We start from the raw sequence: 24844 nt of genomic DNA, 5'->3' as shown, positions 1-24844 counted from the left end.
GCTTATGAAGCGGTATCTCATCCTGGAAGACGGCTCGTTTTTCCCGGGGATCGGTTTTGGTGCGCCGGTGATCACCACCGGCGAAATGGTCCTGAATTCCGGTAACGGGGATTACACAGCAACCATCACCGACGCGGCCAACTTCGGCCAGATTATTGCGTTCACCGACCCGATTATTGGCAATGTGGGCATTAATCAGGAAGACATTCAAAGCCTCCTGCCGAAGATTCGCGGGGTGGTGGCGCGCAACATCACGGATGTACCGCGCTCCCGCCATTCCCAGTTCAACTTGGCCGATTATTTGAAGCTGTATAAGATTCCCGGCATCACCGGAGTCGATACGGCCGCTTTAAGCCGGATATTGTTGGCCAAAGGTCCGTTGAAGGCCAGTTTCATGGATACCGCGGATGAACATGCCTTTGATCAGATTCGGGCCTTGGTGCTGCCCCATGATCAAGTGAAGCAGGTTTCCACTAAGCAGCCTTACGCCAGTCCCAACGTTGGCCAAAATATTTTGGTCGTGGATCTGGGGGTACGGCATGCGCTGCTGCGCGAACTGTCGCGGCGGGACTGCAACTTGACCATCGTCCCGTATAACACGACGGCGAAGGAAATTTTGGCTTTTGCCCCGGATGCGGTGGTGTTCACCAGCGGCCCGGGGAATCCGAATGATGCCTTGCTGGTGGCGGAAAACATTAAAGAACTCCAGGGCCATGTGCCGATTCTGGGCATTGGTCTGGGGGCCGAACTGATTGGTTTGGCCAATGACGCCACGATCGGACTGACCGCGGCCAACCACCGGGGTGGGCCGTTCCCGGTCCGGGAAGTGGCCACCGGGCGGATCTGGCAGACGATGCAGAACCATACCTATGGCATCGATCGGGCTAGTGTTGCCGATACGCCGCTGATCGTGACCCACGAAGATATCCGGGATCACAGTGTCGCCGGGATCCGCCATCGTCAGTATCCGGTGAGCGGGGTGCTCTTCTATCCTGAGGCTGATCCGGAGCCGACGGATGCCACGCAGTTGATTGATGAATTCATGGAAATGGTGGCGGCGGCGCGCCACCATGGGGAAGGGGTGATCGACGATGCCTAAAGTCTTAGTGCTGGGTTCTGGGCCGAATGTATTGGGTCAAGGCGCCGAGTTTGACAAAGCCGGGGCGGCCGCGCTGGGGGCGCTGCACGACGCCGGTTACGAGACCATCGTGATCAACTCCAATCCGGCGACAGTGATGACGGATACCCACAGTGCCGACCGGGTGTATGTCGAACCGGTGACCCGGCAGTTTGTCAGCCAGATCATCCGTCAGGAAATGCCCGATGCGATTCTCGCTACGTTCGGCGGCCAAACGGCCCTGAACCTGGTCATGGAACTGGCCAACGACGGCCTGCTCAGCGAACTGCATATCAAGATGCTGGGCACGCCGCTCAATGCCATCGAACAAACGGAAGACCGGGAGCTGTTCTACAACCTCCTGCGCAACTTGCAGGAACCTGTCCCTCAGGCCACGGTGGTAGAAGATCCCCAAGACGCGGTTCAGTTTGTGCAGCGCGTCGGCTGGCCGGTCATTGTTCGGCCGGCTTATACCCTGGGCGGTACTGGCGGCGGCATTGCCCACAGCGACAAGGCGTTAGCGGCGTTTGTGCAAAATGGGATTACCCTGTCGCCGACGGGGCAGGTCGCAGTGGAACGCTCCATTGACGGCTACCGGGAGATCGAAATCGAATTAGTCCGGGACCATGCCGACAACACGGCGGTGGTCGCGGTCTTGGAGAATATCGATCCTGTTGGTATCCATACCGGCGACTCCATTGTCGTTACGCCAGCTCAGACGCTGAGCCACACGGAGCTGACCCGATTAAGGGAAGCAGCGATCAAAATCATCCGGGCGCTGGAAATCGAAGGCGTCTGCGATGTGCAGTTTGCCGTGGACCCGAACAGCGATGCCTATTACGTCATTGAGGTCAACCCGCGGCTGGGCCGCAGCGCCGTTTTAGCGGAAACCGCCACCGGCTATCCGGTGGCCCGGGTCACCGCCATGCTGGCGATCGGCCAGAGTTTGGCGGATATTCCGCTGAGCCCCGCAGGCGCAACCGCGCCAACGACCGCCGCCAGCGAACCGGTGCTGGATTATCTGGTCACCAAGCTGCCCCGCTGGTCTTATCAAAGTGTGGGCGCTGATCGCCGCATCGGCACCCAGATGAAGGCCAGCGGCGAAGTCGTCGCTTTCGGCCGCAGTTTGGAAGAAAGTATTCTCAAAGCGATGCGCAGTCTGACTTGGGATACGGATGACGAGTATTTGAACCGGGTCCGCCATTTTGACGACGATACCCTGGCCAGTCACCTGATTCACCCCGAAGACGATCGGCTCTTTGCAATGCTGGAGGCGATGCAGCGGGGGTATTCCGTAAGTGAAGTGGCGGAATTGACCAAAATTCATCCCTATTTCCTGGAACGGCTGCATCACATCGTGGCCATGCTGAAAACCGTCGCGGACCAGGCGGGTGATACCGACACGCTCATGGCGGCCAAGCGACTGGGCTTGTCAGACCGGCGTATCGGCGAGTTATGGCAATTGCCGGCGGAACAGGTCCGGGCCCTGCGCCTGGAAGCCAAGATCGTCCCGCACTACAGTGTGTCGGGGACCAACGACGGCAATAATTTTGGTCCAGCAAAACTGTTCTTCAGTACTTACGGCGAAGCCGGTCAGCAGACCCCGATGCAAAAGGACGCAGTCCTCGTGATCGGCTCCGGCGCTTACCAGACCCGCCAAGGCCAGGAATTCGACTATGGTACCGTCCACGCTTTGAATGCCATTCACCGCAGCGGGTATGCCGCGATCCTGGTGAATTGCAATGCCCAAGCGGTCTCCACGGACCGGGACCACAGTGATCGGCTTTATTTTGAACCCTTAACGATTGAAGATATTCTCAATGTCGTGGACGCGGAAAAGCCGGTGGGGGTGCTTACCCAATTCGGCGGCAGTACCGCTGCCCGCTTCCAAACGGCACTCAGTCAAGCTGGCGTCAAACTGTTTGACAGCCCGTTGACCGAACTGCCTAAGCAGTCGCTGAAAGAGCCGCTGAAGCTGCGCGGCCGGATTCCCACGGATCCGGCGCACGTTACGGCGCAAGCGGCCCAGATCGGCTATCCGCTGTGGGTCAGTCCGTCGAAGCGGCACTTTGCTGCCCACGCCCACTTCATCACCAGTGCAGAAATGCTGGCCCAGTTTTTGACCAGTGCCCATTTAGCCGATGATCAAGTCATTCGCTTGCAGCCGTATACGGATGGCGCGACGTACGAAGTCTTCGGTTTGAAAGACGATACTGACGCTTATGTCGCTGGTATTGTGGAGCACCTGTGGGCGCAAAATGCCAACGTCGACCACATGCTGTCGGTCTTTCCCACCAATCACCTGTCCGCCGCCCAGCGAACAGCGCTGGCCCAAGTGGCAACAACAGACCTGGGCCAGATGAATGCCCGGGGTGTGGTGCAGCTGACGTATATCTGGCAGCGGGATCATTTCCGGCGGCTCTACGTCCAGACCATTGGCGGCGGCTCCCTGCCGTTCTTTGCTAAAGCCAGCGGGATTCCGCTAGTGGAGCTGGCCACGCGCATCTTCCTGGGCAACACCTTGAAGGAATTGCCATTACCGGAAATCACCCAGAAAAAGCGCCAAACCGTTTACGTCTGGGCGCCGGTATTCTCCGTGGCCAAACTGACCCAGCAGGCTGACGACTTGAATGTCACCACTTACCACACCGGGGAGGTCATGGGGAAGGCCGGCACCTTTGCCAAGGCTTACTACAAGACCTTGGCGGCGGGGAATAACCCATTCCCCAACCACGGCAACATTCTCTTCACCGTGGCCGACAGCGACAAGAGTCAGGCGCTGAAGCTGGCCCGGCGCTTCCGGGCGATCGGCTATCAGATCCAGGCCACACCGCACACGGCGAATTATTTCCAGGCCCACCATTTGCCGATCCAGCGGATTCAAAATAAGCACGCCGTCGCCCTGAGCATGGCCCCGCAGCATAATGCGGACGGCCCGCAGGCAATCGTGTACACCAACGACCCGATGGACGCGGCGTCGATCCGCGACACCGTCTTGATTCGCAATGTGACGCTGGTTCAGGGCATCCCGTTATTTACTGAACTGGATACCCTGGGGGCGCTGCTGAATGTGCTGGAATCCCAGCGTTTTGCCACGGTGCCCCAAGGTGCTGAGCCGGAAGCGGACGATGAGGATGACGAATAGCACTGTTTTTAAGCAGTCCTCCGGGGCTGCTTTTTTGCCGGCGTTAGGAATGTGGTAAGAAAGGGCTGGCATACTTGACGGCACTGCGCATCCTCCGCTATGGTCATGAGTAAGAACACGCGGAAGGGTGGGGCGGACAATGTTTCCTGGTTACTTGTCAGTTTTCTTCTTTGGTCTGACGGCGTTTTGTCTCTGGCGGGATCGGCGGGTCCGGCGGTATCTCTTTTCGACCGCCATGGCGGCGCTGACGCTGGGCTATACGGTGCTGCAATGGTATGCACTGTTTGCAGCGTTGGATAATGGGCTGGTCGTGGTGAATCAAAATTGGATCACGTACCTTGACTTGGCAGAAATCGTGGTCAGCGTCCTGCTGCTGGTCTATGTGTTGGTGCGGGCCGCGAAAATCGAACTGCCCAACGGGTTGGACGAACCCGCACGGAAAAAGAAGGTCTCATGAGGCATAAAAAAAGCTTTATCCGACGATGGTCATCGCTGATGATCACGGTGGATAAGGCTTTTTTCATTCTAAACAGTTTCCGGCTTCTTTCGCCGCGCCAGGACGTCGCTTTCCTTCGGCCTGACGTACAGCGTTTGCTGGCCTTCATAAATCACGAAACCCGGTTTAGCACCATTGGGCTTATGGATTTTCTTCACCTCAACGGTATCCACCGGCACGTTGGCGGACCCGCGGGCCTTGGAATAATAAGCCGCGATTTCAGCCGCTTCCGTCAAGGTCTGATCGCTGGGGTCGGCTGAGCGGACGATCACGTGGGAGCCCGGGATGTTCTTCACGTGCAGCCAGTGATCGGTCTTCGCCGCCTTGTGCAGCGTCAGCTGATCATTCTGCAAATTATTTTTTCCCACTAGGATTTGAGTGCCGTCACTAGCGTAGAACTTCTCCGGTTTGCCCAGCGGCGTGCGCTTGGCCTTTTTCCGCCCGCGGACCTTCTTCTCCCGTAAGTAGCCCTGCTGGGTCAGCTCCGTCTTGATGTCGCCGAGGTCGCCTGGATCGGCTAATTGGATCTCGCTCAAGATGTTCTCCAAATAGTCGATTTCTTCCTTGGCCAGCTTGATTTGGGTATTCAAGAACTGGACGGCGTTCTTCAGCTTCTGGTACCGGGTGAAATACTTCTGGGCATTGCGGGACGGGGTGAGCTGATTCGACAAACTGATCTTCAGCGGGGCGTTATCCGCATAGAAGTTGGGCAGGGTGATTTCTGTCATCCCGCGTTTCACCTCATGCAGATAGGTCGTCAGCACTTCGCCTTTTACCCGATACGTATCGGCTTTTTCGGTCGCCGCCAATTCCTTTTCCTGCTTGCCCAGCTTGGTCTTTTCCTTGTTCAGCGTGTTGTTCACCACCCGCAGCAAGTCGCTGGCCATGCCGTGCACCCGATCGCGCTGGGCTTTATCCCGATAATAATCATCCAGCAGGGCGGACAGGGACGCGGCCTGCGCCACCGGTTTGGTCGTTAAGGAGTAGGCGAAGGGGGTGAAAATGGTTTTGCCCTGGTCCGTTTCCGCGATGGTCGGCATCGGCTGATCATTGGTGATCGGGGCAAAGAAATTGGACCAGATAAAGTCCCACTGGTCGGCGGGTTTGTCCTTTAAACGCGCGACTAATTCACTCGCTGTGTCTGCGCCCAGACCTTGAAACGTGCTTTGCAGGGTCTTACGGTCCAGATCCCGCGTCAGCCCGCTGAGGTCCGCCTGCGCGGCCAGCGGGTCCCGCCGATCTTCGTGGGGCGGAGCAACATAAGTGGCGCGGGGCATGAGCAGCCGATATCGGTTCTGCTCCGGCGACACATGGCGGATCAGATCAAGGATCTTACCGCCGTCTTTTTCCACCAGCATGATGTTCGAGTGCCGACCCATCAGCTCCACGATGAGTAATAATTCTTGGGTATCACCCAGCTCGTTACGGGAACGGAAATGGATATGCACCTGCCGGTCGCTTTCAACCTGACTGATGCCTGTCACCACGCCGCCGTCCAGATATTTGCGCAGGGTCATGGCAAACTTTGTCGGGACATCGGGATTGACGTAGGGAATATCGGTCACTTGAATCCGCGCATAGGTCGGATGCGCCGACAGCAGCAGCGGATGGTTCTTCCGATTCGCCCGAATCGTCAGGACGATTTCGTTGTCATAGGGTTGTTGAATCTTGGTAATTTTGCCAGGGACAATGGTCCGATTGAGTTCGTTGACCATTCCCCGGGTGAAGATGCCGTCAAAGGACATGGTTCACCTGCTTTCTATTCGTTCAGTAAAGCGTCGTCAACTTACTATTATATAGATGACGGTCTGACGCGACAAGGGTCCCAACTGTTCCGGTCCGCGCGGATATGCTACGCTAGATACTGTTTTCACTGTATTGCATTGGTTTCAGAAACTAAAAGGAGTCGTTATGGAAAAGGAAACAGCCGGCAAGCCAGTCTACGCGCTGGGGGATCGTTTTGCGACCGCGTGTCTCATGACCGCCATTGGCGGTTTTCTCGATGCTTACACCTTTACCCAACACGGCGGAGTCTTTGCCAGTACCCAAACGGGCAATCTGGTGCTGTTTGCGATCAGTATCATGAACGGGCAATTTACTGCGGCGTTGCAGAAAATAGTGCCGGTGGGGTTGTTTTGCTGCGGCATTCTCAGCACCCATTGGGTCGAGCATCATTTGAACGGGACTGGTCGCAACTTCTGGCGGCTAGGCGTTATTCTGGTGGAAATTGTTATTTTTGTTGCGGTGGGTTTTCTGCCTACTCGGACCCCAGCAATATTGATTACCAGTGCCATTGCCTTCACCACCGCCCTGCAAATGACCGCCTTCCGGTCAATGAATGGGCTGGGCTATGCGAATATGTTCAGTACCGGTAATTTGCAAAAGGCGATGAACAATCTGTACAGCACGCTGGCCACGAGAAATCGCGCCGCCGGGGAAAAGTTTGGCCATTATGGCGGATTGGTCCTCTGTTTCGTCGCCGGTGCCCTCGTCTCCAGTCTCGCCGGCCGGTGGTTAACGACACGATCGATCTGGGTCGTGGCGGGGATTCTGGTAATATTTTCCACGGTTCAATTACGGTTGAGCTTGAGTGCGGAAATTTACTTAGACCGAAATCATTAGGGGTGATCAACACCGTTCTACAATTGTATACTTCTTAATCGTAGCGCGGATGCATATGATGTACGCGCATTCATCGTGAGGCGGTATAATAGAGGTGGCTGGATCCTGTCAATGCTCACCATATGTTTCTATAGGAGAGGTGTTTGTCAATGAACCCCGCAACGATGCAAGAAATCGTGGTGTTCAATGGTGTTGTTGTGTTGATCATGATCCTCATAGTGATCGCGCTTTGGGCAAAAAATGTCCAGCGGATCCTGCGCGGACCGGTTTGGTGGGTCGTCCTCGCTGTATTTCTGCTATACTGGCTGGTCACTGGTGTCCGAGTGTATCTCAATCCGGTGCCGTCAGGGCTGGTACAAGTCGCAGGCATGGGCATGACTGCATTCTTTTCCATGTTTACCATACGTTTCCTCGGTCGACCAAGACAAGCAAAGTAATTGTGTTGTTCCATGCTACAGAGTGTGGGCATGTCGTCGCTACTTCAATAAGTGTTTCTACCAGATCTACAAAATGGCGACATACTTTTGCAGTATGGTGGCGTATAATAGCCGCAAAAGAAAGAGGTGGCTGTGCATGTCAATCAACCCTGAAACCATGCAAGAAATTGCAGTGTTCAATTTTGTCGCCGTATTTTTCATATTGCTCAATCTAATCTCGTTTTGGGCACCAATTGTCCGGCGCGTCATGCGCGGGCCCGTTTGGTGGGTTGCTCTGGTTGCTTTTTTGCTGTACTGGATCGTTATTGGCGTGCGAGCGTATCTCAATCCGGTACCCTGGGGATTGGTCGTTGTCGTTGGTATGGGCGTAGCAACGTCCATGACATTGCTACAAATGCGCATCCGCGTTCGACCCAGAGAAGAAAAGTAATAACGTGTTATTTCAGGAATGGACAGCTGGCTGCCCATTCTTTTTTTATGCCATTTTCCGCCGTTGCTGCCACGCATAAGAAACCCCCGCCACCACGCCGGCATACAACAACTGAATGCCCGCCCACAACAGCGCTTGCCCGTTGCTCAGGGACGCAAACTGATTCAACACCGTCAGCGCCTCGCCGGTCGGCGGCAGCAGCCAGCTCACCCAGTGCCACCACGCATAGTCCGCCGCCAGGGTAGGGGTAATATAGCCGCAGATCAGCACCAGAATCGTCAGCAGGACGGCAAAATACCGATTCGCCACCACGTGCCGATTGAAGAAATTACCAATGGCCATTCCGGGCATTGAAATGGTCCACATGAGCAGAAAAGCGGCCAGGAAATGCTGACCCGTCAAGCGTTCAAAGAAAAATGGGGTGCCCGGGGCGAGCCAACGGACCAGCGGGAAAATAATGCCGATTAGGCTGAACAGGCCCGCCACCAGCGCAAAAAAGAGCCATTTGACCCAATAGGTCGTCCACCAGGAGCGGGCTTGGACCACAGCAATACTCAGGGCGGTGTCGCTGATAATGCTGTTCACGGCGTAAGCCACCCAGGTCATCAAAAGTACCAGGACCAGTGCATTGGCCCCGATGGCCGAAGCAAAGTACTGGGGGGCGATGGCATAATTCGTGGTCAGGAAAATAAACCACAACAGCAAGGGCAGGATCAGATAAATACTATGTAAGTACCGATGCACGTAGAACAGCAGCATGCCTTTAATTTTCATGGTGCACCTCCTGGATCGTGTAACCGCGCTGAATCAGCGTCGCCAGCACTTGGTCATGGTTGGCGGCGGGCACCCGCAGCTGATCCGGCGCCCAATCCGCTGGCAGGGGTTGTGCTTGGTCGGTTGGGGCGAACCGAATCACGTAGGTGGGCTGAGTAGTCGGCCCATTTTCTGGTCGTAATTGGCCCTCCGCCAACCGGTACACTGTGGTACCCAGCTGCTGAATCACCGCGGGTTCATGGGCGATCACCACCAGGGCGCCGCCGGCTTGGCGGAACCGCTGCAAATAGGTGATGATCTTCGGCCGGGCATCTTTGTCGATCCCGGACAACGGTTCATCCATCAGAATCAGCCCGGGGTTGCCCAGCAGCGCTTGAATCACCGCTGCCTTTTGCCGATTCCCCTTGGACAAATTGCGCAAGGGGGTCGCCAAATAGGGGGTCAAAGCAAACTCTGCCGCCAGCGCGGTGATTTGGGTCTGCCGGTCCGCGGCGGGCAGGCCGCCAATCTGACCGCACTCGGTCAGAAAAGTCCGGGTCGGCAAGGCTTCTCGGGACAAGCTATCCGGACACCATTGCCAGAGCAGATCTGGCGCAAACGTCACCGTCCCGTTGCGCGGCCGCAACAACCCGGCCATGATCCGCAGCAGCGTGGATTTGCCCGAGCCGTTGGCCCCGGTGAGCATCACGGCCTCGCCGGCCTGGATGGTAAAAGACACATCCTGCAACAGCGGCCGACGGTTGAATTGGTGGGCAATATGGGAAACAGTCAGCACAGTAGTCAATCACATCAGCTTCTTTCGCGGTGCTTGTGTCTTTGATGATACCTGTTTTCACGCCGCAGTTGAACTATTTTTCTAACCCAACTCACGCTTTGTTTCAGCCTGTCATCGGTTTGTAACCAATCTTGAACATTTTTGACGTGCACAAACGGTCGCAAATGCGGTAGGATAATGCCCGTGAGGAGATTACAAACTGATGATGAAAAAGAAAACGATGCGCGTTATGACACTGTCACTCCTGGCCTTACTGGCGATTGCCCCAATAGCGGGTCAAAACCGGCCAGTCCACGCGGCGACCATCACGACAGCGGCAGGGACGATCACGCCGTTGCCGGCCAATGATGTCATCGGGATCAACAAACCCGCTATTTTATACACCGGCTTTGGCGCCGCTAAGCAAAGTACCGGCCGCACGCTGGCCGTGGGGACGTCCTGGAAGACTTGGAACAAGGCCGAAGCAGCCGGTACCACGTGGTACGAAGTGGCCAATAACCAATGGGTAGATGGGGCCGATGTGGGTGCCCTGCCGCAGACGAGTACGCAATCTTTCAAAGGCACCGTTCAACTTAAAAATAACGAACCCCTGTGGATCGGTTTGCAGGGCAGTTACGCTGGCCGCTGGCTGAATCAAGGGTCGCGCTGGCAGGCATTTTCCATCGCCACCACCAGCGATGGCCAGCACTGGTACAACTTGGGCGGCAACCAGTGGGTGAACGCCAAGGCCGTTGCAGTGGACCAGAGCTACGCCCAGCAAAATGGAACGGCCAGTGTGGATCTGTTAAACCAGAGTGCCAATGATCAGCTGTATAATCGGTTAATGAGCGAGCAGTTCAATGGGACTTTACTGCTGGTGCGCAACGGACAGGTGATTTTCCACGGCGCCTATGGTATGGCTGATGCAGCCGCTGCCCGGGCGAATACCGTGCAATCCCTATACCAGATTGCCTCAGTGGAGAAGTCCTTGACCGGAGTGCTGATCGCCCAAGCGGTTGGTGACGGTCAGCTCAGTTACACGGATAACATCAATCAATACTTGCCTGACGTCCCCGCTTCATACAACATTACGATCCGTGATCTGTTGGATATGCGTTCTGGACTGACCATGACTGACGATGTGCCGACTGATGTTTTGACCGACGCTCAGGTTGTGCAGCGGGCGATTTCACTCATGCAATACGATCCCAGCCAGCACGGCGTCTCCAATTACCAGGGGGTAAACTACTGGCTGCTGACGGGTATCTTGGAACAGGTCACCGGCCAAAGCTACGAGCAGCTGGTCCAAGACCGGCTCTTCAAGCCGCTGGGTCTTGGAGCCGACCAAGCAGGCTTTGCTTGGGATATGGCCAACCAGCCCAACCACACCGTCAGCTACGTCACCGAAACCGGCTATGACCGCACGGATGACGAGACCTTGGCCGACATGCACAGCGAACTGGGCACCGGCAACATTTATATGACCTCTTTCGCCCTGTATAAGCTGGAACAAGCCATTACTCAGGGCAAAATCATCAGCCAGCAAGCCTTATCCGACCTGTGGACGGCGACCGACGGCACTTACCGCGGCGGCCTGTACAATGACGCTGATCATTATTATTCCCATGGGGTCAAAGCCTCCCAGGAGACTATTTTCTTAATGAGCCGGGACGGCAACACCGCGGTGGTCTATATCGACAACCGGGACTTCGACATTGATAATGCCGCCAGCCGGGGCGAATGGTATTGGCAGTTCGTCAACAACGCCGGTTTGCGTTAAACCGGAATGTCTATTGAGCGCCGGTCATCATGCATGACCGGCGCTCTTTTAACATATGCTATAATATCCTCCGAGGTGATTTTCGTGGGGAATCGTAAACAAAAACTGGTCGTGGTGTCCCTGGATGCGATGGGTGCTGATGATCTTAAGCCTGAGGCGTTACAAGATCTGCCCAATTTGCGGGCACTGATTGCGAGCGGGACGCATGTGCAAAATGTCCGAGGCATTTACCCGACATTGACCTATCCGTCCCATACCAGCATCATTACCGGCATGTATCCGCGCACGCACGGTATCGTGAATAATACTAAGATCCAGCCAGAGCGGCTGTCGCCGGACTGGTATTGGTACCGCAAGGACGTCCACGCCACACCGCTGTATCAGCTGGCCCATGAAGCGGGGATGACGACGGCGGCCTTTTTGTGGCCCGTCACGGCCCGCAGCGGGATCGACTACAATATCGCCGAGATTTTCCCTAATCGAATCTGGACCAACCAGGTGCTGATTTCCCTGTGGGCCAGTTCGCCGCTGTTTATCCTGCGGTTGAATGCAAAATATGGGAAGTTGCGGGACGGCATTCACCAGCCCCAGCTGGATGACTTCGTCACCGCCTCCGCGGTGGACACCATCGTCCGCAAGCAGCCGGATCTGACCATGATCCACCTGGTGGACATGGACTCCCAGCGCCACGCCCATGGGGTATTGTCCCGGGAAGCCCTGGCTGCCCGCAAGCGGCTAGATACGCGACTGGGTCGGATCATTCAAGCAACCAAGGACACTCACACGTACGCCAACACCACTTTTGCTGTTCTTGGCGATCATTACCAGATCGACGTGCATACGATGATCCGGCTTAACGCGCTGTTCCGAGCTAAGGGCTGGCAGCGGGCGACGCCGGAGGGCATGATTGCCAAGGACTGGCGGGTTTTGGCCAAGTCGGCGGACGGGTCCACCTACGTTTATGTCCGCGACCGCAATGCCCAGCTGGACAAAGAGATTGCCGACTTGATCGCACCGGTCCCGGGCATTGAGCACGTCTATTCTGCCGGGGCTGCAGCCGATTTCGGGGCCGATCCCGGCTGCGCTTTTCTCGTCGAAGCCAAACGCGGCTTCTACTTCATTGACGACGCCAACGGCGCGATCACTGAAGACGTGGACCCCAACGACATCGGCCAGCCGGAGCGCTACCGGGCTGTTCATGGCTATTCGCCGTTCAAGGACGATTACGCCACGACCCTGATCCTTAACGGTCCCGGCATCAAGTCCGGCTTCACGATTCCCAGCGCCAAGCTGGTGGATGAAGGCCCCACTTTTGCCCACGTTTTGGGGCTGCGTTATCCCTATCCCACGGATGGGGACGCATTGCTAGACGCGTTTGATAAGTAATGAGTGATTAGAAAGGCAGGGTACCGGATGCGCATCGCCATCGTAACCGATAGTACCGCATATTTAACTGATGAAGAGGTGGCGCGCTACCATATCTCAGTCGTTCCTATTCCCGTCATTTTGGATGGACAAGTGTACGACGAAGGCGTGACGATTGATTCGCCCACTTTCTATGCTAAAATGCGGACCAGTCAGTCTTTCCCCAGCACGTCCCAACCACCGCTGGGCGAAGTGACTAAACTGTATGAAAACTTAGCCAATGAAGGCTATGACACGATTCTTTCCATTCATTTGGCCAGTACGATCTCTGGCTTCTATAACACCTTGGTCGGTCTGGCGCCGACGCTCACTAATGTCCGGCTGGTGCCTTACGATTCCCACATCACGGTCAAGCTGATGGGCTACCTGGTCATCGCCGCCGCCCGCTTAGCCGCCGCGGGCAAGTCTCTGGACGAGATTTTGGCCAGCTTGGACAAGCTGCGCGCGACTATGGATGAAGTTTTCATCGTCAACGACCTGCAAAATCTGGTCCGTGGCGGCCGGCTGTCCAACGCCTCGGCCTTCATCGGCGGGATGCTGAAGATCAAGCCGCTGCTGACGTTCAATGATGAGGATAAGATCGTCGCCTTTGAAAAAGTCCGCTCGATCAAAAAGGCTTATAAGCGAGCCGAAACGATCTTCAGCGAACGCATCGCCGATGTGGACTATCCTGTCCGCTGTCTGGTGATCCACGCCAACGACCCGGAAGAGGGCAAACGCTGGTTGGCGGATCTGGAGCCGCGCTTCCCTAGGGTCGCCTTCGAGCTGAATGAATTCGGGCCGGTGATCGGCACCCACTTGGGCGAAAAGGCCATTGCCATCGCCTGGATGGCAGATGTTTTGAAAGTCACCAACTAACATTTTTGTAAGATAACCATACCAACCGCCAATCCCGCATCCCACCGGCACTGGCGGTTTATTCATTCTCTGCGATATACAATAATTGTTCATTTTTCTTTAATTTTCCCACGCGGTATGCTATCCTGCCGATAGAAAGCGGGTGTGTCAGCATGGCAGCAATTATTGAATTATCTGATGTTTATAAATCCTATGAAGTAACCCCAATTCTCACTGGCCTGTCGTTCTCCGTCGACCCCGGGACGATCGTCGGCTATATTGGTCCCAACGGTGCCGGCAAGAGTACCACGGTGAAGATGATATTAGGTCTGACTAAAGTGGACCGGGGGACAATTTCCGTCTTTGGCCAAGAGATCCATCCCGGGGACACCGACTATAAGAAACGCATCGGGTATGTGCCAGAAAGCGCCGATGTTTTTGACGTGCTCACAGCTAAAGAGTACCTCGGTTTTGTTGGCCAACTGTACGGTATGCCCCAGGCCGACGCGGAAGCGAAGGCCAGTGAATTATTGACGATCGTCGGGATGAAGAGTTCTATTGATGCCCGGATCAGCGGCTTTTCCAAGGGGATGCGCCAAATGGTCTTGATCATCGCCAGTCTGCTGCATAATCCGGACTTGTTATTCTGGGATGAACCGTTGAATGGCCTGGATGCCAATTCAGTCTTGATCATTGAAGAAGTCCTTCAACGATTGCGGGATTCAGGGAAGACCATTTTCTATTCTTCCCATATTCTGGATGTTGTGCAGAAAGTGTCCGATCGGATTCTATTGCTGAACGATGGCAAGGTCATCGCCAACGGGACCTTCGCTGAATTGAACGCCGAAAAGGACCAGACCTTGCAGGAACTGTTCAATGAACTCACCGGCTTCTCCGAACACGGACAGAAGGCGGCGGACTTCGTGAACGTCATTGAAGCGGGGTGACGGACAATGATGAATCTATTTAAGAAGAAAAACGAGTTGGATGACGGCAGTACGCCGAATGAACCGGCACCGGATACGCCGGATGAATTGCTGAGTAATTCTCGGTGGTTGAAGTTTTTTGACTTGTTCAAAGGATTCTTGACCCGAGTGGGGGTGGATTATCCGCAGTTTCGGTTGATTGTTGGGTACAAACTGTATATGGACGCCGTTGATCCTAGTTTCATGAGCACTTTGGATAATGGCCGCCGGCGGGCGGGGAAAAATGCGTTCTTTCGTGGATTGTGGGTCTACGCACTAGTCAGTTTGATCCTAATCATGTTTATCGGCCAATTCCCTAAGAACCCAGTGGTGGGTCTGGGCACTGCGATGTTGTTTTATACGTTCATGTACATGACTGTCCTCGTCCAAGCCTTCTCTGGCAGCCTGTTGGACGTACGCGATGTGGGGATATTAGAAACCCGGGGCGTGAGTGAAAAAACACGCTCGGCCGCGCAGACAGCACATATTTTGGTTTATGTGCTGTCCCTATTTATCGCGATGATGACCGTCCCCATCGTCTCCTCATTCTTCTTCATGGGTATTCCTGACGGGGTGATTTTCTTAGTCAGTTCTGTCGTGCTCATGCTGGTGAACTATGTGGTGTCGATTGGCCTGTATGCTGTTGTCCTGCACTTCTTCCGGGGTGAACGGTTGAAGAACATTCTCAGCATGATTCAGATCATCATCATTGTTCTGTCCGTCTTCATGTATCAGTTGCCGAATATCATGACTCAGTTGTCTGCCCATGGCGGCCTGAGTATGAATCGGCCCATGCAGTTTGCCTGGTTCATGGCCTTGATTTATCCATTCTGGTTCACTGGGCCGAATGCCTGGCTGCAAACACAACAATTCAACGCGGGTGGTATTCTGACGATTTTGATGCTCGCGGCAATGATTATCAGCTACTTTGTTTACGCTCCCGCCATGCGGCGCTTGACGAACAACTTGAGCAAGCTTAGCGAGAGCGGGGAAGAACCAGTGCATTCCGGCATCTTCTTCCGCGCGATGCGCCGGCTTGTCCCCCAGGATAAGGATCAGCGCACGTTCTTTACCCTCAGTTGGCGGATGATGCAGGCGGATGGGGATTATAAGATGCGGGTATACCCGCAGATGGCCATTGGCATTGTCATGATCATCGTCGTATTGGTCCCGACCATCAGCAACTCGGGCAAGCAAGCTGACATCCTGTCGGTTATCCAGAACAACTTTGTTTGGAGCGTGGCGCCCTTGTTTTGTACCATCGGCATCGTGACGGCGATATACTTCCTGCGCTTCAGCAAAAATCCATCCGCGATGAAATTGTTTGCGACCATCCCGGCGTTCAATAAAAGCGTCTTGTATCGGGAGGCCGTGCGCACAGTCTTCGTCCGGTTGGCGGCGCCGCTCATTATTATCGTGGGGTTGCTCACGCTGTTCTTTTTGCCGCCGTGGAAAGTGCTGGCCAACATTCTGGTCGGTCTGGGGTTAGGTTTGCTGATTACGATTATTAACGGTGCTTTGATGCAGGGCACAGCCCCTTACAGTACCGTCTTTCAAGCCGGGCAAGTGAACTCTGGGGCCACTCTTGGCGGAGTGCTGATTGCCATGGTCGTCGCTACGGTTGGCGGTTTCGCCATTGTATTCCTGCCGTGGTGGCTCACCTTGATTGCTGGCGTCATTATCCTCGTCGGCAGCTGGTTCATCCTGAACCACAGCTACAACAATGTGCACTTCACCTTACCGGGAGAAACCGATTTCGAATAGTCTTCCTAGAAAGAAATCTCAAGCGGGGTGACAACGATGATGAATCTGTTCAAGAGAAAGCCGGATCCTGCCGGCGGCAATACGCCGCTGCCAGACACCCCAGCGGATCTGTTCATTCATTCCCGCTGGCTGCAAGTTTTTGACCGTTTCCGCGGACTGCTGATCCGGTTGGGTATCAATTATCCGCAATTTCGGCTGATTCTGGGTTACAAACTGTACATGGACGCGGTGGACCCCAACTTTATGACGACGCTGACCAATGGCCGCCGGCGGGCGGGAAAGAATGCGTTTCTTCGCGGCTTATGGATCTACGCGTTGGTGAGTCTATTACTGACGGCAGTGATAGTCGCTATGCCAGGCAATCCAGTGCTGATTTTGGGGGCGGCTTTGCTCTATTATTCTACGATGTACATGACCGTCCTGGTTCAAGCTTTCTCCGGCAGCCTGCTGGATGTCCGGGATGTGGCGATCTTGGACACCCGCGGCGTGGGCGAAAGGACTAGGTCTGCAGCGCAGACCGCGCATATTCTGGTGTACGTCCTGTCCCTGTTTGCTGCTCTGATGGCAATTCCGATTGTCGGTTCGTTTTACTCACTCGGGGTGCTCGGCGGGATCCTATTCTTAGTCAGCGCGCTCGTTTTGCTGGTGGTCAATTATGTCCTGTCCATCGGCATCTATGCCGTGATACTGCGGTTCTTTCACGGTGAGCGATTGAAGAACATCTTGAGTATGATCCAGATCGCCATCCTGATCATTTCGGTGGCCCTGCCCCAAGTAGTCAATATCATTACGCAGCTCAGCAGCCGCGGAGCCGTAGCGGCGGTCGTGAAGGCGAGCGGGTTCCACTGGTACATGGCCATCGTTTACCCATTCTGGTTCGCTGGTCCCAATGGGTGGTTGGCCAGCGGCCAGGCGAACCCTGGCGGCATCCTGACTGGGCTCATGCTGGCGGCCTTCATACTCAGTCTTTTCGCCTATGGCCCAGCGATGCGCCGGCTCACCACGAACCTGAGCAAACTCAATGAAGAAAGTATCGAACCAGCCCACACCGGGTGGTTCTTCCGGCTGGTACGCCAGTTAGTGCCACGGAGCCGCGATCAGCGGACCTTTTTCACCCTGAGCTGGCGCATGATGCAGGCTAACGCCGATTACAAGATGCGAGTCTATCCGCAACTGGCCAGTGGTTTGGTAATTATGATCCCGCTGGCGCTGATTCCTTTTGGTCTGGCCGACGGCACCCACCGCAATTTCTGGACCACGCTGCAGGGCAGCTGGACGTGGAGTTTCTTGCAAGTCTATGCCATCGCTGAACTGCCCGTCGCCGTGTACTTCCTGCGCTTCAGTCAGCATCCAGAAGCGATGAAGATCTTTGCGACGCTGCCGCGTTTTGACAAATCGGTGCTTTATCGGGAAGCCATCCGGACCGTGTATCTACGCTTGGCGGTCCCGTTGATTCTCGTTTTAGGTCTGATCACCTTAATCTTTTTACCGCCGCTGCATGTATTGAGCAATACGATTCTGGCCCTCGGAGTCGGGTTGCTCATGACCCTGCTCAACGGGATGTTTATGTCCGGCACAGCGCCGTATAGCCAAGTTTTCCAAACCGGCCAAGTGAATACCGGGGCGACATGGGCCGCCTCGCTGCTGGACTTTATCATTGCCTTGGCCGCCGGTCTGCTCGGCGCCTTCGTGCCCTGGTGGGCGGTGCTCATCGTGGGGACAGTGATTCTGGCTGGCGGCTGGGTGGTATTGGGCCGCAGTTTCAAAGACGCTAACTTCATCTTGCCGGGTGAAGCAGATTTTAATTAATCGATCCCGTGTTGATCAAGCCGCTGACTGACTGTCGGCGGCTTTTTGCGTTGGCGTATAATAGACCCCAGTCATATTTTTTAGAAAGCGTGATGTGTTGTGTCCCAGAAGCAAGTTAAACCCGCCCGGCGGGGGATCGTCATGACCGCCGTCTTTATTGCCACCTTCATGACCAGTGTGGAAGTGACCATCGTCACTACCGCCTTGCCGTCGATCATCAGTGCCTTGCATGGTCTGGCGATGCAGAGCTGGATCATGAGTGCGTATCTGCTGACGACGGCGATCACGACCCCGATTTACGGCAAGCTGGCGGATGCCTGGGGCCGGCGGCGGATCTTCCAGTGGGGCGTGGTGGTCTTCACGGTCGGGTCCTTTCTATCCGGTCTGGCCCCCAGTATCAGTTGGCTGATTGCCGCCCGGGGAATCCAGGGCATCGGCGCGGGGGCAGTGATGCCGCTGACGTTCACAATCATTGCCGATTACTATGACTTCAGCGAACGGGCTAAGGTCCTGGCGCTGAATAACACCGCCTGGGGGCTGTCGGCTTTGGTAGGGCCGCTGATCGGCGGTTTTCTAGTCGATACGCTGTCCTGGCACTGGGTATTCTTCGTCAATGTACCGCTGGGCATTCTGGTGGCATTCTTGATTCAAGTCGGCTATCGGGAGAAGCGGCCGGCCTCGGTTCAGCTGACCATCGACTGGCCTGGCATCCTCTGGCTCACCAGCGGTTTGGTCACTTTACTGCTGGGAATCCAATTCCTGCTGCGGGCCCCTTGGCTGGCCGGTCTCCTGCTGGTCATCGCGGCCGTCAGCCTAGTATTCTTCGGGCGTACAGAAAAGCGCCAGCGTGATCCGCTGATTGCGCCGACCATGTTTGCTAACCGGACGTTTGCCATTCAAATCGCCACGGCCATGATCCTCAGCGGGGTTTTGATCGGTTATCAAGTGTATTTCCCCATCTGGCTGCAATCCCTGTACCGGATCGGCGCGACGGAGGCGGGCTTCGTCGTTACTTCCAGTTCCGTGATGTGGCTGACGTCGTCTTTCTTTGTCGGACCGCTGATCGCGCGGTTTGTGCCGAAACGGATCAGCCTGGTGATCATCACCGTCTTGCTGCTGAGTTATGCCAGTCTAACGCTCGCCGGGCTGCATTTTCCGATGTGGGTGTTCTACGTCATTGCCATGATCAACGGCACCGGCATGGGCATCGTCATTTCGATGAATACGATCCTCAGTCAGCATATGGTGCCGGCCGCGATGGTCGGGTCAGCAACAAGTGTGCTCACCCTCGGCCGGTCGCTGGGCCAGACGGTGATGACTGGGGTGTACGGCGCGGTATTGAATCTGGTGATCCGGTTCACCCGCGGGAATATTCCCTTTGCCCAAATCAATGGGGTGATCAGCGCCAAGGGCAGCCGGGTCCGGCCCACGCTGGCGATGGATCAGGTGATTCTGACCAGTCTGCACGGCGTCTTCTGGGTCGTCGTGATCATGCTGGCTGTGGTCTGGTGGATCAACTGGCGGGATCCATTGCATACCGTTATTGATCAAAATCAGGCGCATTAAAAATAAGGGCTATCCCGGTGGGGGACAGTCCTTATTTTTAATGTGCTTAATTCATTTGCTCTTCGGCTTCCAGACCAGCGACAACGTCTTCGTTCACGTAGACAGACACTTGGCCGTCACTCACTGGGAAGGTGCCGACGCCGTTTTCGTCCAACTTGACCTTGGCGTCATTGTTGCCCAGCATGTCCACGAAAGTTTGGCCGGCATGGACGGCGGAGACAGTCATTTTCTTTTCACCGCCTTGCTGGTTGGTCATGATCACCGCGTAACCGGACAGGTCGTGGTCAAAATCGCCAGTCCGCGTCCAGCCAATGATGTTCGGGTCGTCTAAGTAGTCCACCATGCGGCCATAGGCGAGGTACTCGCGAATCTTCAGCATCCGGACTAACCCTTGGCCCACCGGCGCGGTATCCTTCGCCGGGATACCAAACAGGTCGCCCCAGAAGACAGTGGGGATACCAGCACTGCGCAGCAGAATCAGCGCATAGGCGTGGAGCTTGAACCAGCCGTCAACCCAAGACTCCAAGCTCTGGCCGACTTGGGTGTCATGGTTGTCCACGAAGGTGACGGCGAAGTCCGGCCGGTCTTTGACTAAGGTATGGTCAAAGATATGGCGCATATCGTACTTGCCCATGGTGGTGGCGGCTTCGTACAAATTGAAGTGCAGGGGCACATCAAACAGGCTGATGATATTGCCGGAGTTGTCCAAGTAATTATTCAGGGCGTTGATATCGTCGGACCAGTATTCGCCGACCACGAAAAGATGGTTGTCGTGTTCGGCCCGGCGGTGGAGCAGCCAATCAACGAAGGCATCGAACTTGATATGCTTGACCGCATCCAGCCGATAACCGTCCGCCTGGGTCTGTTCCTGGAACCATTTACCCCATTTGTCCAACTGTTCCTTAGTTTCGGGATTGCTCACATCCAAGTCGCAACCCATTAAATAGTCATAGTTGCCGTTTTCGGAATCCACCTTAGGTTCCCACTCTTTGGTGTGGAACTTATAGATGGCGTGATTCTTGCTGCGGCCATCGTAGTCGATGCCGGTGAAGTTCTTCCAGGTCCACACGTAATCGTTGTACTTGCCGTGCCGGCCGGGGAAGGTGAACTTGGTCCAGGCTTTGATTTCCTGAGTGTCGCCGGTGGGCTTCAACCGGTCGTCAAAGGAATAGCTCTTAGCCTTGACATTTTCTGCCTCGTCGGCACCCATGAAGTGATCCACCACGATGTCGGGAATGACTTTCAAACCGGCTTCGTGGAGGGCTTTGATGGCGGCCAAATACTCGTCTTTCGTACCGTATTTAGTGCGCACCGTTCCTTTTTGATCAAATTCGCCGAGGTCATACAAGTCGTAGGTGCCATAACCCACGTCGTCGATGCCGGCGGCACATTTAGAGGCGGGGGGCAGCCACACAGCGGTGAAGCCCATGGCTTTGATCTGTTTTGCCTGGTGGGCGAGACGCTGCCAGTGCTTACCATCGTTGGGCAAATACCATTCGAACGCCTGCAGAATTGTTTCTGCCATGACAAAACTCCTTCCTAGAATATGCCAGGCGCGAGCGTCTGGCAGTTACCTCTATTGTACCCGCTTGCGGGGTCGGCGGGCGACTTTTTTCGGGCGATGGCGGTGGCCAATCCGTGGTAAACTAATGTTTAGGTGTATTTTTCAGAAAAGGGTGTGGTGGCGTGTTACCGCAATTAACCAATCAGGGCAAGATTCTCAGTGAAAAGTCTGTATTTAAGGGCCGTATTTTCTCCGTCAGCCAGAGGCAGATTCAGACACCGGACGGATTGACGGTGGAACGGGACGTCGTGACCCATATTCCGGCGGTGGTCATTCTGGCCCCGACCCCAGACCGGCAGCAGGCTTTGCTGAATGTGGAGTACCGGGCCGGGATCAACGCGGAAAGTTACTCCTTGCCGGCGGGGCTGCTTGATCCGGGTGAAACGCCGCTGCAAGCAGCCGTGCGGGAGACCAAGGAAGAGACCGGCTATACGCTGACCCAACCCCAAGCGATGACTCAGGTCAGTACCAGCGAGGGCTTCAGCAGTGAGACCAATACGTTGGCCTGGGGCATTATTGACCCCGCCGAACGCGGTCAGCAGCACTTTGACCACGATGAATTCGTGAACTCCAAGCTGGTGCCTTTTGCCGATATCGTCGAAGCCGTCAAGAACGGTACGATCCATGCCGGCCAGGCGGTGGCGGCGGTCACTTATTACTTAAGCTTTATTCAGAAATGAGGTTGTGACATGCAAGATGCCAAGTTTACGCCACCATTATTTCCCATCGGTCTGGGATCCTGGCACATCGGCGATGACCCGGAGGCGGCGGACCATAACGCTCAAACCGTACGCTTTGCTCTGGATCACGGGGTTAACGTTCTGGACACCGCGGAGATGTACGGTGATGGGGCGTCCGAAACGGTCGTTGGCCGGGGGATGGCTGGTGTGGACCGGGACAAGGTCTTTCTCATCTCGAAATTCTATCCGTGGCATGCTTCGGCCCGCGACCTGCCCAGAGCACTGGAAGGCTCGCTGCGCCGGCTGAATACTGATTACTTAGATCTCTACTTGCTCCATTGGCCCGGTCAGGTACCCCTTGCTGAGACGATCAAGACTTTGCAAGATTTGCAACGCCAAGGGCTGATCAAACAATATGGGGTGTCAAACTTCGATGCCGCCGCCATGCAGGAATTGTTCCGGGTACCCGGCGGATCTGAAGTCCAGTATAACGAAGATTTGTATCACCTGGGTAGTCGGGGGATTGAATATGACCTGCTGCCCTGGCAGCGGCAGCATGGTGTGCGGCTGATTGCCTATTCGCCTCTGGCCCATGATTGGCAGACACGGCAAAAGATTACCGGTAAGGAGACCTTGCGAGCGGTGGCCAAGGCTCACGGGGCAACACCGTTCCAAATCATGCTGGCTTGGGCGATCCGGGATGGGCAAACCATTGCCATCCCAGAATCCACGAATCCGGATCATGTGGCGACAAATATTGCTGCGGCAAAAATCACACTGACGAAACAGGATCTGGCCGCGCTGGATCACGCTTTCCCCGGACCAACGCAACCGGAAGCACTGGACGTTCTGTGACAAATTGCTTGCACCGATTCTGGCCGGCCAGTATACTGGAACAAGTTCGCGCGGGTCATCCGCGCAAGTTCGTTACGGAGCAGAGAGGGGAAATCAGTGACAGTGTTAGTTATGGCTGGTGTGATCGGCAGCGGGAAGAGTTCGTTGACCCAGATCGTCGCCGATCGATTGGGTACGCAACCGTTCTATGAGAGTGTGGATAATAATCCCGTACTGCCGTTGTTTTACAAAGGTAATAAAATCGCCGAAGAGAAACGGGCGGCAGGTGATTTGGAGGCCCGCAATCCCTATGCGTTTTTGCTGCAGATCTACTTCCTGAATACGCGCTTCCATTCGATCAAGGCAGCCTTGACCGACGACAACAATGTCTTGGATCGGTCAATCTATGAAGACGCTATTTTCATGAAGATGAATACGGACAACGGCAACGCCACTGAGGAAGAGTACCTGATCTACAAGGATCTCTTAAATAATATGATGGAAGAACTCAAGGGTCTGCCTAAGAAGGCCCCGGATCTGCTCATCGACATTCACGTCAGCTACGAAACGATGGTAGAGCGAATCACCAAGCGTGGGCGGCCGTATGAACAGATTACGACCGATCCGTCCCTGACGGACTATTACCAGACGCTGATTCAGTATTACCAAACCTGGTATGCCAACTACGACAAGAGTCCGAAGATGCAGATCGACGGTGATCGCTATGATTTTGTCAGCAATCCCGCTGATCGGGCGGCGGTGATGGAGCAGATCACCAGCAAACTGCATGCAGTCCGAGGCGACATGAACGCCACGGCTTAGGCAGGCTGGCAGGAAACGACTTTGCTGAAGAGGCAGAGTCGTTTTTTCTGTTTCAACGGATAAAACTTGTCCTCTTACGCACCTTGGACTAGCAATCCAGGGGAGTAATCGGTACCATGACAGATAAAGACATTACGAAAGGGAGTTCATCATGCAGGATATACGGCTGATTGCCACGGACATGGACCATACATTATTGACAGAAAAGGGGCAGCTGCCGCCGCAAATGGGATCTTATATCGACCGTCTGACCGATGCCGGCATCCTCTTCGCCATTGCCAGCGGTCGGCCCATCTATACGCTGCGCAAGCTTTTTGCGGCCAGCAAAGGGAAAATGGCCTTTATCTGCGATAACGGCGGGTCGATTTATCTCCACGGCCAAAATATCTACAAATCGCTGATCCCGGTTAAGGAATACCAGGAAATGGTCGGCTATGTGCTGGACGATACCGATGGCCGGCCCATCGTGTGCGGTCTGGATGCCGCGTATATTCCGAAAGAAGACGCGCGGTTTGTACCGGTGTACAAGACTTTCTATGCCAATGTTAAATTGGTGGACGATATCCGCCATTTGGATGTGGAAGCCAACAAGTTTACTATTTACTTCCCTAATTTGGACAGTGAGAAGCAGTACAAGGACGTCTTCGGTCCGGCTTTCGGCAATCGCTACTCCGTAGCGGTCAGCGACAACGATTGGATCGACATCATGAACTTCGGCGTCGACAAGGGCCGGGGCATGCGTATGTTAGGCAAAGAGCTGGGGATCAAGGCAAACCAAATGATGGCCTTTGGCGACTCCTTCAACGACGTGGAGATGCTGCAAACGGTGAAATACAGCTACCGGGTCGGCAACGCCAACCCCGGTATTTATCAGTACGCGGATTACGTCACGGGCACCAACGATGACTATGGGGTCCTGCAAGTGATCAAACAAGTCCTGGCCGCTCAGCGGCGGGGTTAGCAGCCGCTTTTTCGGTTTCCCGCGTGAATGTGCTATCATTTTAATAAAAGCAGACGGTCCAG

The 24844-nt window shown here is 55.1% G+C and carries 21 protein-coding genes; 17 read left to right on the top strand and 4 right to left on the bottom strand.

Annotation, left to right across the window (positions count from 1 at the left end; genetic code table 11):
• Window positions 1-4: 4 nt before the first annotated feature.
• The 3 genes from H627_RS0101220 to H627_RS0101210 all read left to right on the top strand — a co-directional run bounded on the left by H627_RS0101220 (window position 5) and on the right by H627_RS0101210 (window position 4719).
• A complete protein-coding gene (locus H627_RS0101220; RefSeq protein ID WP_027827446.1) occupies window positions 5-1099 on the top strand; it encodes a carbamoyl phosphate synthase small subunit in 1095 nt (364 codons plus the stop codon).
• Window positions 1092-4262: a carbamoyl-phosphate synthase large subunit gene (gene carB / locus H627_RS16455; RefSeq protein WP_051225064.1), complete on the top strand. Its 3171-nt coding sequence runs from the start codon at window positions 1092-1094 to the stop codon at window positions 4260-4262. Before H627_RS0101220 ends, carB begins: the two co-directional genes overlap by 8 nt.
• Window positions 4263-4401: 139 nt before the next feature.
• Window positions 4402-4719 carry a hypothetical protein gene (locus H627_RS0101210; RefSeq protein WP_027827445.1) on the top strand — a complete coding sequence of 106 codons (318 nt, stop codon included), beginning with the start codon at window positions 4402-4404 and terminating at the stop codon, window positions 4717-4719.
• 68 nt (window positions 4720-4787) lie between these two features.
• Here H627_RS0101210 and H627_RS0101205 read toward each other — a convergent pair whose 3' ends face one another.
• Window positions 4788-6503 carry an NFACT RNA binding domain-containing protein gene (locus H627_RS0101205; protein ID WP_027827444.1) on the bottom strand — a complete coding sequence of 572 codons (1716 nt, stop codon included), beginning with the start codon at window positions 6501-6503 and terminating at the stop codon, window positions 4788-4790.
• Between the two features lie 166 nt (window positions 6504-6669).
• On the opposite strand from H627_RS0101205, the gene H627_RS16450 reads away from it, so the two are divergent.
• From H627_RS16450 to H627_RS0101190, 3 genes are all read left to right on the top strand, one after another.
• Window positions 6670-7380, top strand: a complete 711-nt coding sequence (locus H627_RS16450; protein WP_051225063.1) for a YoaK family protein — start codon at window positions 6670-6672, stop codon at window positions 7378-7380.
• Window positions 7381-7529: 149 nt separating this feature from the next.
• Complete coding sequence (locus H627_RS0101195; RefSeq protein WP_027827443.1) at window positions 7530-7817, top strand: hypothetical protein; 288 nt, start codon at window positions 7530-7532, stop codon at window positions 7815-7817.
• A gap of 136 nt (window positions 7818-7953) precedes the next feature.
• Complete coding sequence (locus H627_RS0101190) at window positions 7954-8247, top strand: hypothetical protein (protein ID WP_027827442.1); 294 nt, start codon at window positions 7954-7956, stop codon at window positions 8245-8247.
• A gap of 45 nt (window positions 8248-8292) precedes the next feature.
• Here H627_RS0101190 and H627_RS0101185 read toward each other — a convergent pair whose 3' ends face one another.
• A complete protein-coding gene (locus tag H627_RS0101185; RefSeq protein WP_027827441.1) occupies window positions 8293-9021 on the bottom strand; it encodes a hypothetical protein in 729 nt (242 codons plus the stop codon).
• Window positions 9011-9796 (bottom strand): ABC transporter ATP-binding protein, encoded by a 786-nt coding sequence (locus tag H627_RS18970; protein ID WP_226999248.1) that lies wholly within the window; start codon window positions 9794-9796, stop codon window positions 9011-9013. Before H627_RS18970 ends, H627_RS0101185 begins: the two co-directional genes overlap by 11 nt.
• 202 nt (window positions 9797-9998) lie before the next feature.
• Here H627_RS18970 and H627_RS18965 point away from each other — a divergent pair, with 202 nt between their 5' ends.
• The 7 genes from H627_RS18965 (at window position 9999) to H627_RS0101145 (ending at window position 19921) form a co-directional block, all read left to right on the top strand.
• Window positions 9999-11555, top strand: a complete 1557-nt coding sequence (locus H627_RS18965; protein WP_051225061.1) for a serine hydrolase domain-containing protein — start codon at window positions 9999-10001, stop codon at window positions 11553-11555.
• An 84-nt stretch (window positions 11556-11639) separates the two neighbouring features.
• Window positions 11640-12941, top strand: coding sequence for an alkaline phosphatase family protein (locus H627_RS0101170; RefSeq protein WP_035439611.1), 1302 nt, complete (start codon window positions 11640-11642; stop codon window positions 12939-12941).
• Window positions 12942-12968: 27 nt separating this feature from the next.
• Window positions 12969-13838, top strand: a complete 870-nt coding sequence (gene fakB, locus H627_RS0101165; protein WP_027827439.1) for a DegV family protein — start codon at window positions 12969-12971, stop codon at window positions 13836-13838.
• 152 nt (window positions 13839-13990) lie between these two features.
• Window positions 13991-14764: an ABC transporter ATP-binding protein gene (locus tag H627_RS0101160; RefSeq protein ID WP_027827438.1), complete on the top strand. Its 774-nt coding sequence runs from the start codon at window positions 13991-13993 to the stop codon at window positions 14762-14764.
• Between the two features lie 6 nt (window positions 14765-14770).
• Window positions 14771-16546 (top strand): hypothetical protein, encoded by a 1776-nt coding sequence (locus H627_RS0101155; RefSeq protein ID WP_027827437.1) that lies wholly within the window; start codon window positions 14771-14773, stop codon window positions 16544-16546.
• A 36-nt stretch (window positions 16547-16582) separates the two neighbouring features.
• Window positions 16583-18355, top strand: a complete 1773-nt coding sequence (locus tag H627_RS0101150) for a hypothetical protein (RefSeq protein WP_027827436.1) — start codon at window positions 16583-16585, stop codon at window positions 18353-18355.
• A gap of 141 nt (window positions 18356-18496) precedes the next feature.
• The gene (locus H627_RS0101145; RefSeq protein ID WP_051225073.1) at window positions 18497-19921 is read left to right on the top strand and encodes an MFS transporter; all 1425 of its coding nucleotides are present in this window, start codon (window positions 18497-18499) and stop codon (window positions 19919-19921) included.
• Window positions 19922-19967: 46 nt separating this feature from the next.
• Here the strand turns inward: H627_RS0101145 and H627_RS0101140 are convergent, their stop codons facing one another.
• A complete protein-coding gene (locus H627_RS0101140) occupies window positions 19968-21446 on the bottom strand; it encodes an alpha-amylase (protein WP_027827434.1) in 1479 nt (492 codons plus the stop codon).
• 161 nt (window positions 21447-21607) lie between these two features.
• On the opposite strand from H627_RS0101140, the gene H627_RS0101135 reads away from it, so the two are divergent.
• The 4 genes from H627_RS0101135 (at window position 21608) to H627_RS0101120 (ending at window position 24782) form a co-directional block, all read left to right on the top strand.
• A complete protein-coding gene (locus H627_RS0101135; RefSeq protein ID WP_027827433.1) occupies window positions 21608-22165 on the top strand; it encodes an NUDIX hydrolase in 558 nt (185 codons plus the stop codon).
• A gap of 9 nt (window positions 22166-22174) precedes the next feature.
• A complete protein-coding gene (locus tag H627_RS0101130) occupies window positions 22175-23020 on the top strand; it encodes an aldo/keto reductase (protein ID WP_027827432.1) in 846 nt (281 codons plus the stop codon).
• Between the two features lie 102 nt (window positions 23021-23122).
• Window positions 23123-23821 carry a deoxynucleoside kinase gene (locus H627_RS16435; protein ID WP_051225072.1) on the top strand — a complete coding sequence of 233 codons (699 nt, stop codon included), beginning with the start codon at window positions 23123-23125 and terminating at the stop codon, window positions 23819-23821.
• Window positions 23822-23972: 151 nt separating this feature from the next.
• Window positions 23973-24782, top strand: coding sequence for a Cof-type HAD-IIB family hydrolase (locus tag H627_RS0101120; protein WP_027827431.1), 810 nt, complete (start codon window positions 23973-23975; stop codon window positions 24780-24782).
• Window positions 24783-24844 lie beyond the last annotated feature (62 nt).

This window comes from Schleiferilactobacillus harbinensis DSM 16991 (assembly GCF_000425885.1).
GTDB lineage: Bacteria > Bacillota > Bacilli > Lactobacillales > Lactobacillaceae > Schleiferilactobacillus > Schleiferilactobacillus harbinensis.
The sequence above is the reverse complement of the archived record's forward strand: the minus strand, read 5'-3'. Positions and strand labels throughout refer to the sequence as shown.

Bases quoted from the DNA above. Each gene is read 5' to 3' on its own strand.
- H627_RS0101220 (WP_027827446.1), top strand. From the start codon at position 5: ATGAAGCGGTATCTCATCCTGGAAGACGGCTCGTTTTTCCCGGGGATC.
- carB (WP_051225064.1), top strand. From the start codon at position 1,092: ATGCCTAAAGTCTTAGTGCTGGGTTCTGGGCCGAATGTATTGGGTCAA.
- H627_RS0101210 (WP_027827445.1), top strand. From the start codon at position 4,402: ATGTTTCCTGGTTACTTGTCAGTTTTCTTCTTTGGTCTGACGGCGTTT.
- H627_RS0101205 (WP_027827444.1), bottom strand. From the start codon at position 6,503: ATGTCCTTTGACGGCATCTTCACCCGGGGAATGGTCAACGAACTCAAT.
- H627_RS16450 (WP_051225063.1), top strand. From the start codon at position 6,670: ATGGAAAAGGAAACAGCCGGCAAGCCAGTCTACGCGCTGGGGGATCGT.
- H627_RS0101195 (WP_027827443.1), top strand. From the start codon at position 7,530: ATGAACCCCGCAACGATGCAAGAAATCGTGGTGTTCAATGGTGTTGTT.
- H627_RS0101190 (WP_027827442.1), top strand. From the start codon at position 7,954: ATGTCAATCAACCCTGAAACCATGCAAGAAATTGCAGTGTTCAATTTT.
- H627_RS0101185 (WP_027827441.1), bottom strand. From the start codon at position 9,021: ATGAAAATTAAAGGCATGCTGCTGTTCTACGTGCATCGGTACTTACAT.
- H627_RS18965 (WP_051225061.1), top strand. From the start codon at position 9,999: ATGATGAAAAAGAAAACGATGCGCGTTATGACACTGTCACTCCTGGCC.
- fakB (WP_027827439.1), top strand. From the start codon at position 12,969: ATGCGCATCGCCATCGTAACCGATAGTACCGCATATTTAACTGATGAA.
- H627_RS0101160 (WP_027827438.1), top strand. From the start codon at position 13,991: ATGGCAGCAATTATTGAATTATCTGATGTTTATAAATCCTATGAAGTA.
- H627_RS0101155 (WP_027827437.1), top strand. From the start codon at position 14,771: ATGATGAATCTATTTAAGAAGAAAAACGAGTTGGATGACGGCAGTACG.
- H627_RS0101150 (WP_027827436.1), top strand. From the start codon at position 16,583: ATGATGAATCTGTTCAAGAGAAAGCCGGATCCTGCCGGCGGCAATACG.
- H627_RS0101145 (WP_051225073.1), top strand. From the start codon at position 18,497: ATGACCGCCGTCTTTATTGCCACCTTCATGACCAGTGTGGAAGTGACC.
- H627_RS0101140 (WP_027827434.1), bottom strand. From the start codon at position 21,446: ATGGCAGAAACAATTCTGCAGGCGTTCGAATGGTATTTGCCCAACGAT.
- H627_RS0101130 (WP_027827432.1), top strand. From the start codon at position 22,175: ATGCAAGATGCCAAGTTTACGCCACCATTATTTCCCATCGGTCTGGGA.
- H627_RS0101120 (WP_027827431.1), top strand. From the start codon at position 23,973: ATGCAGGATATACGGCTGATTGCCACGGACATGGACCATACATTATTG.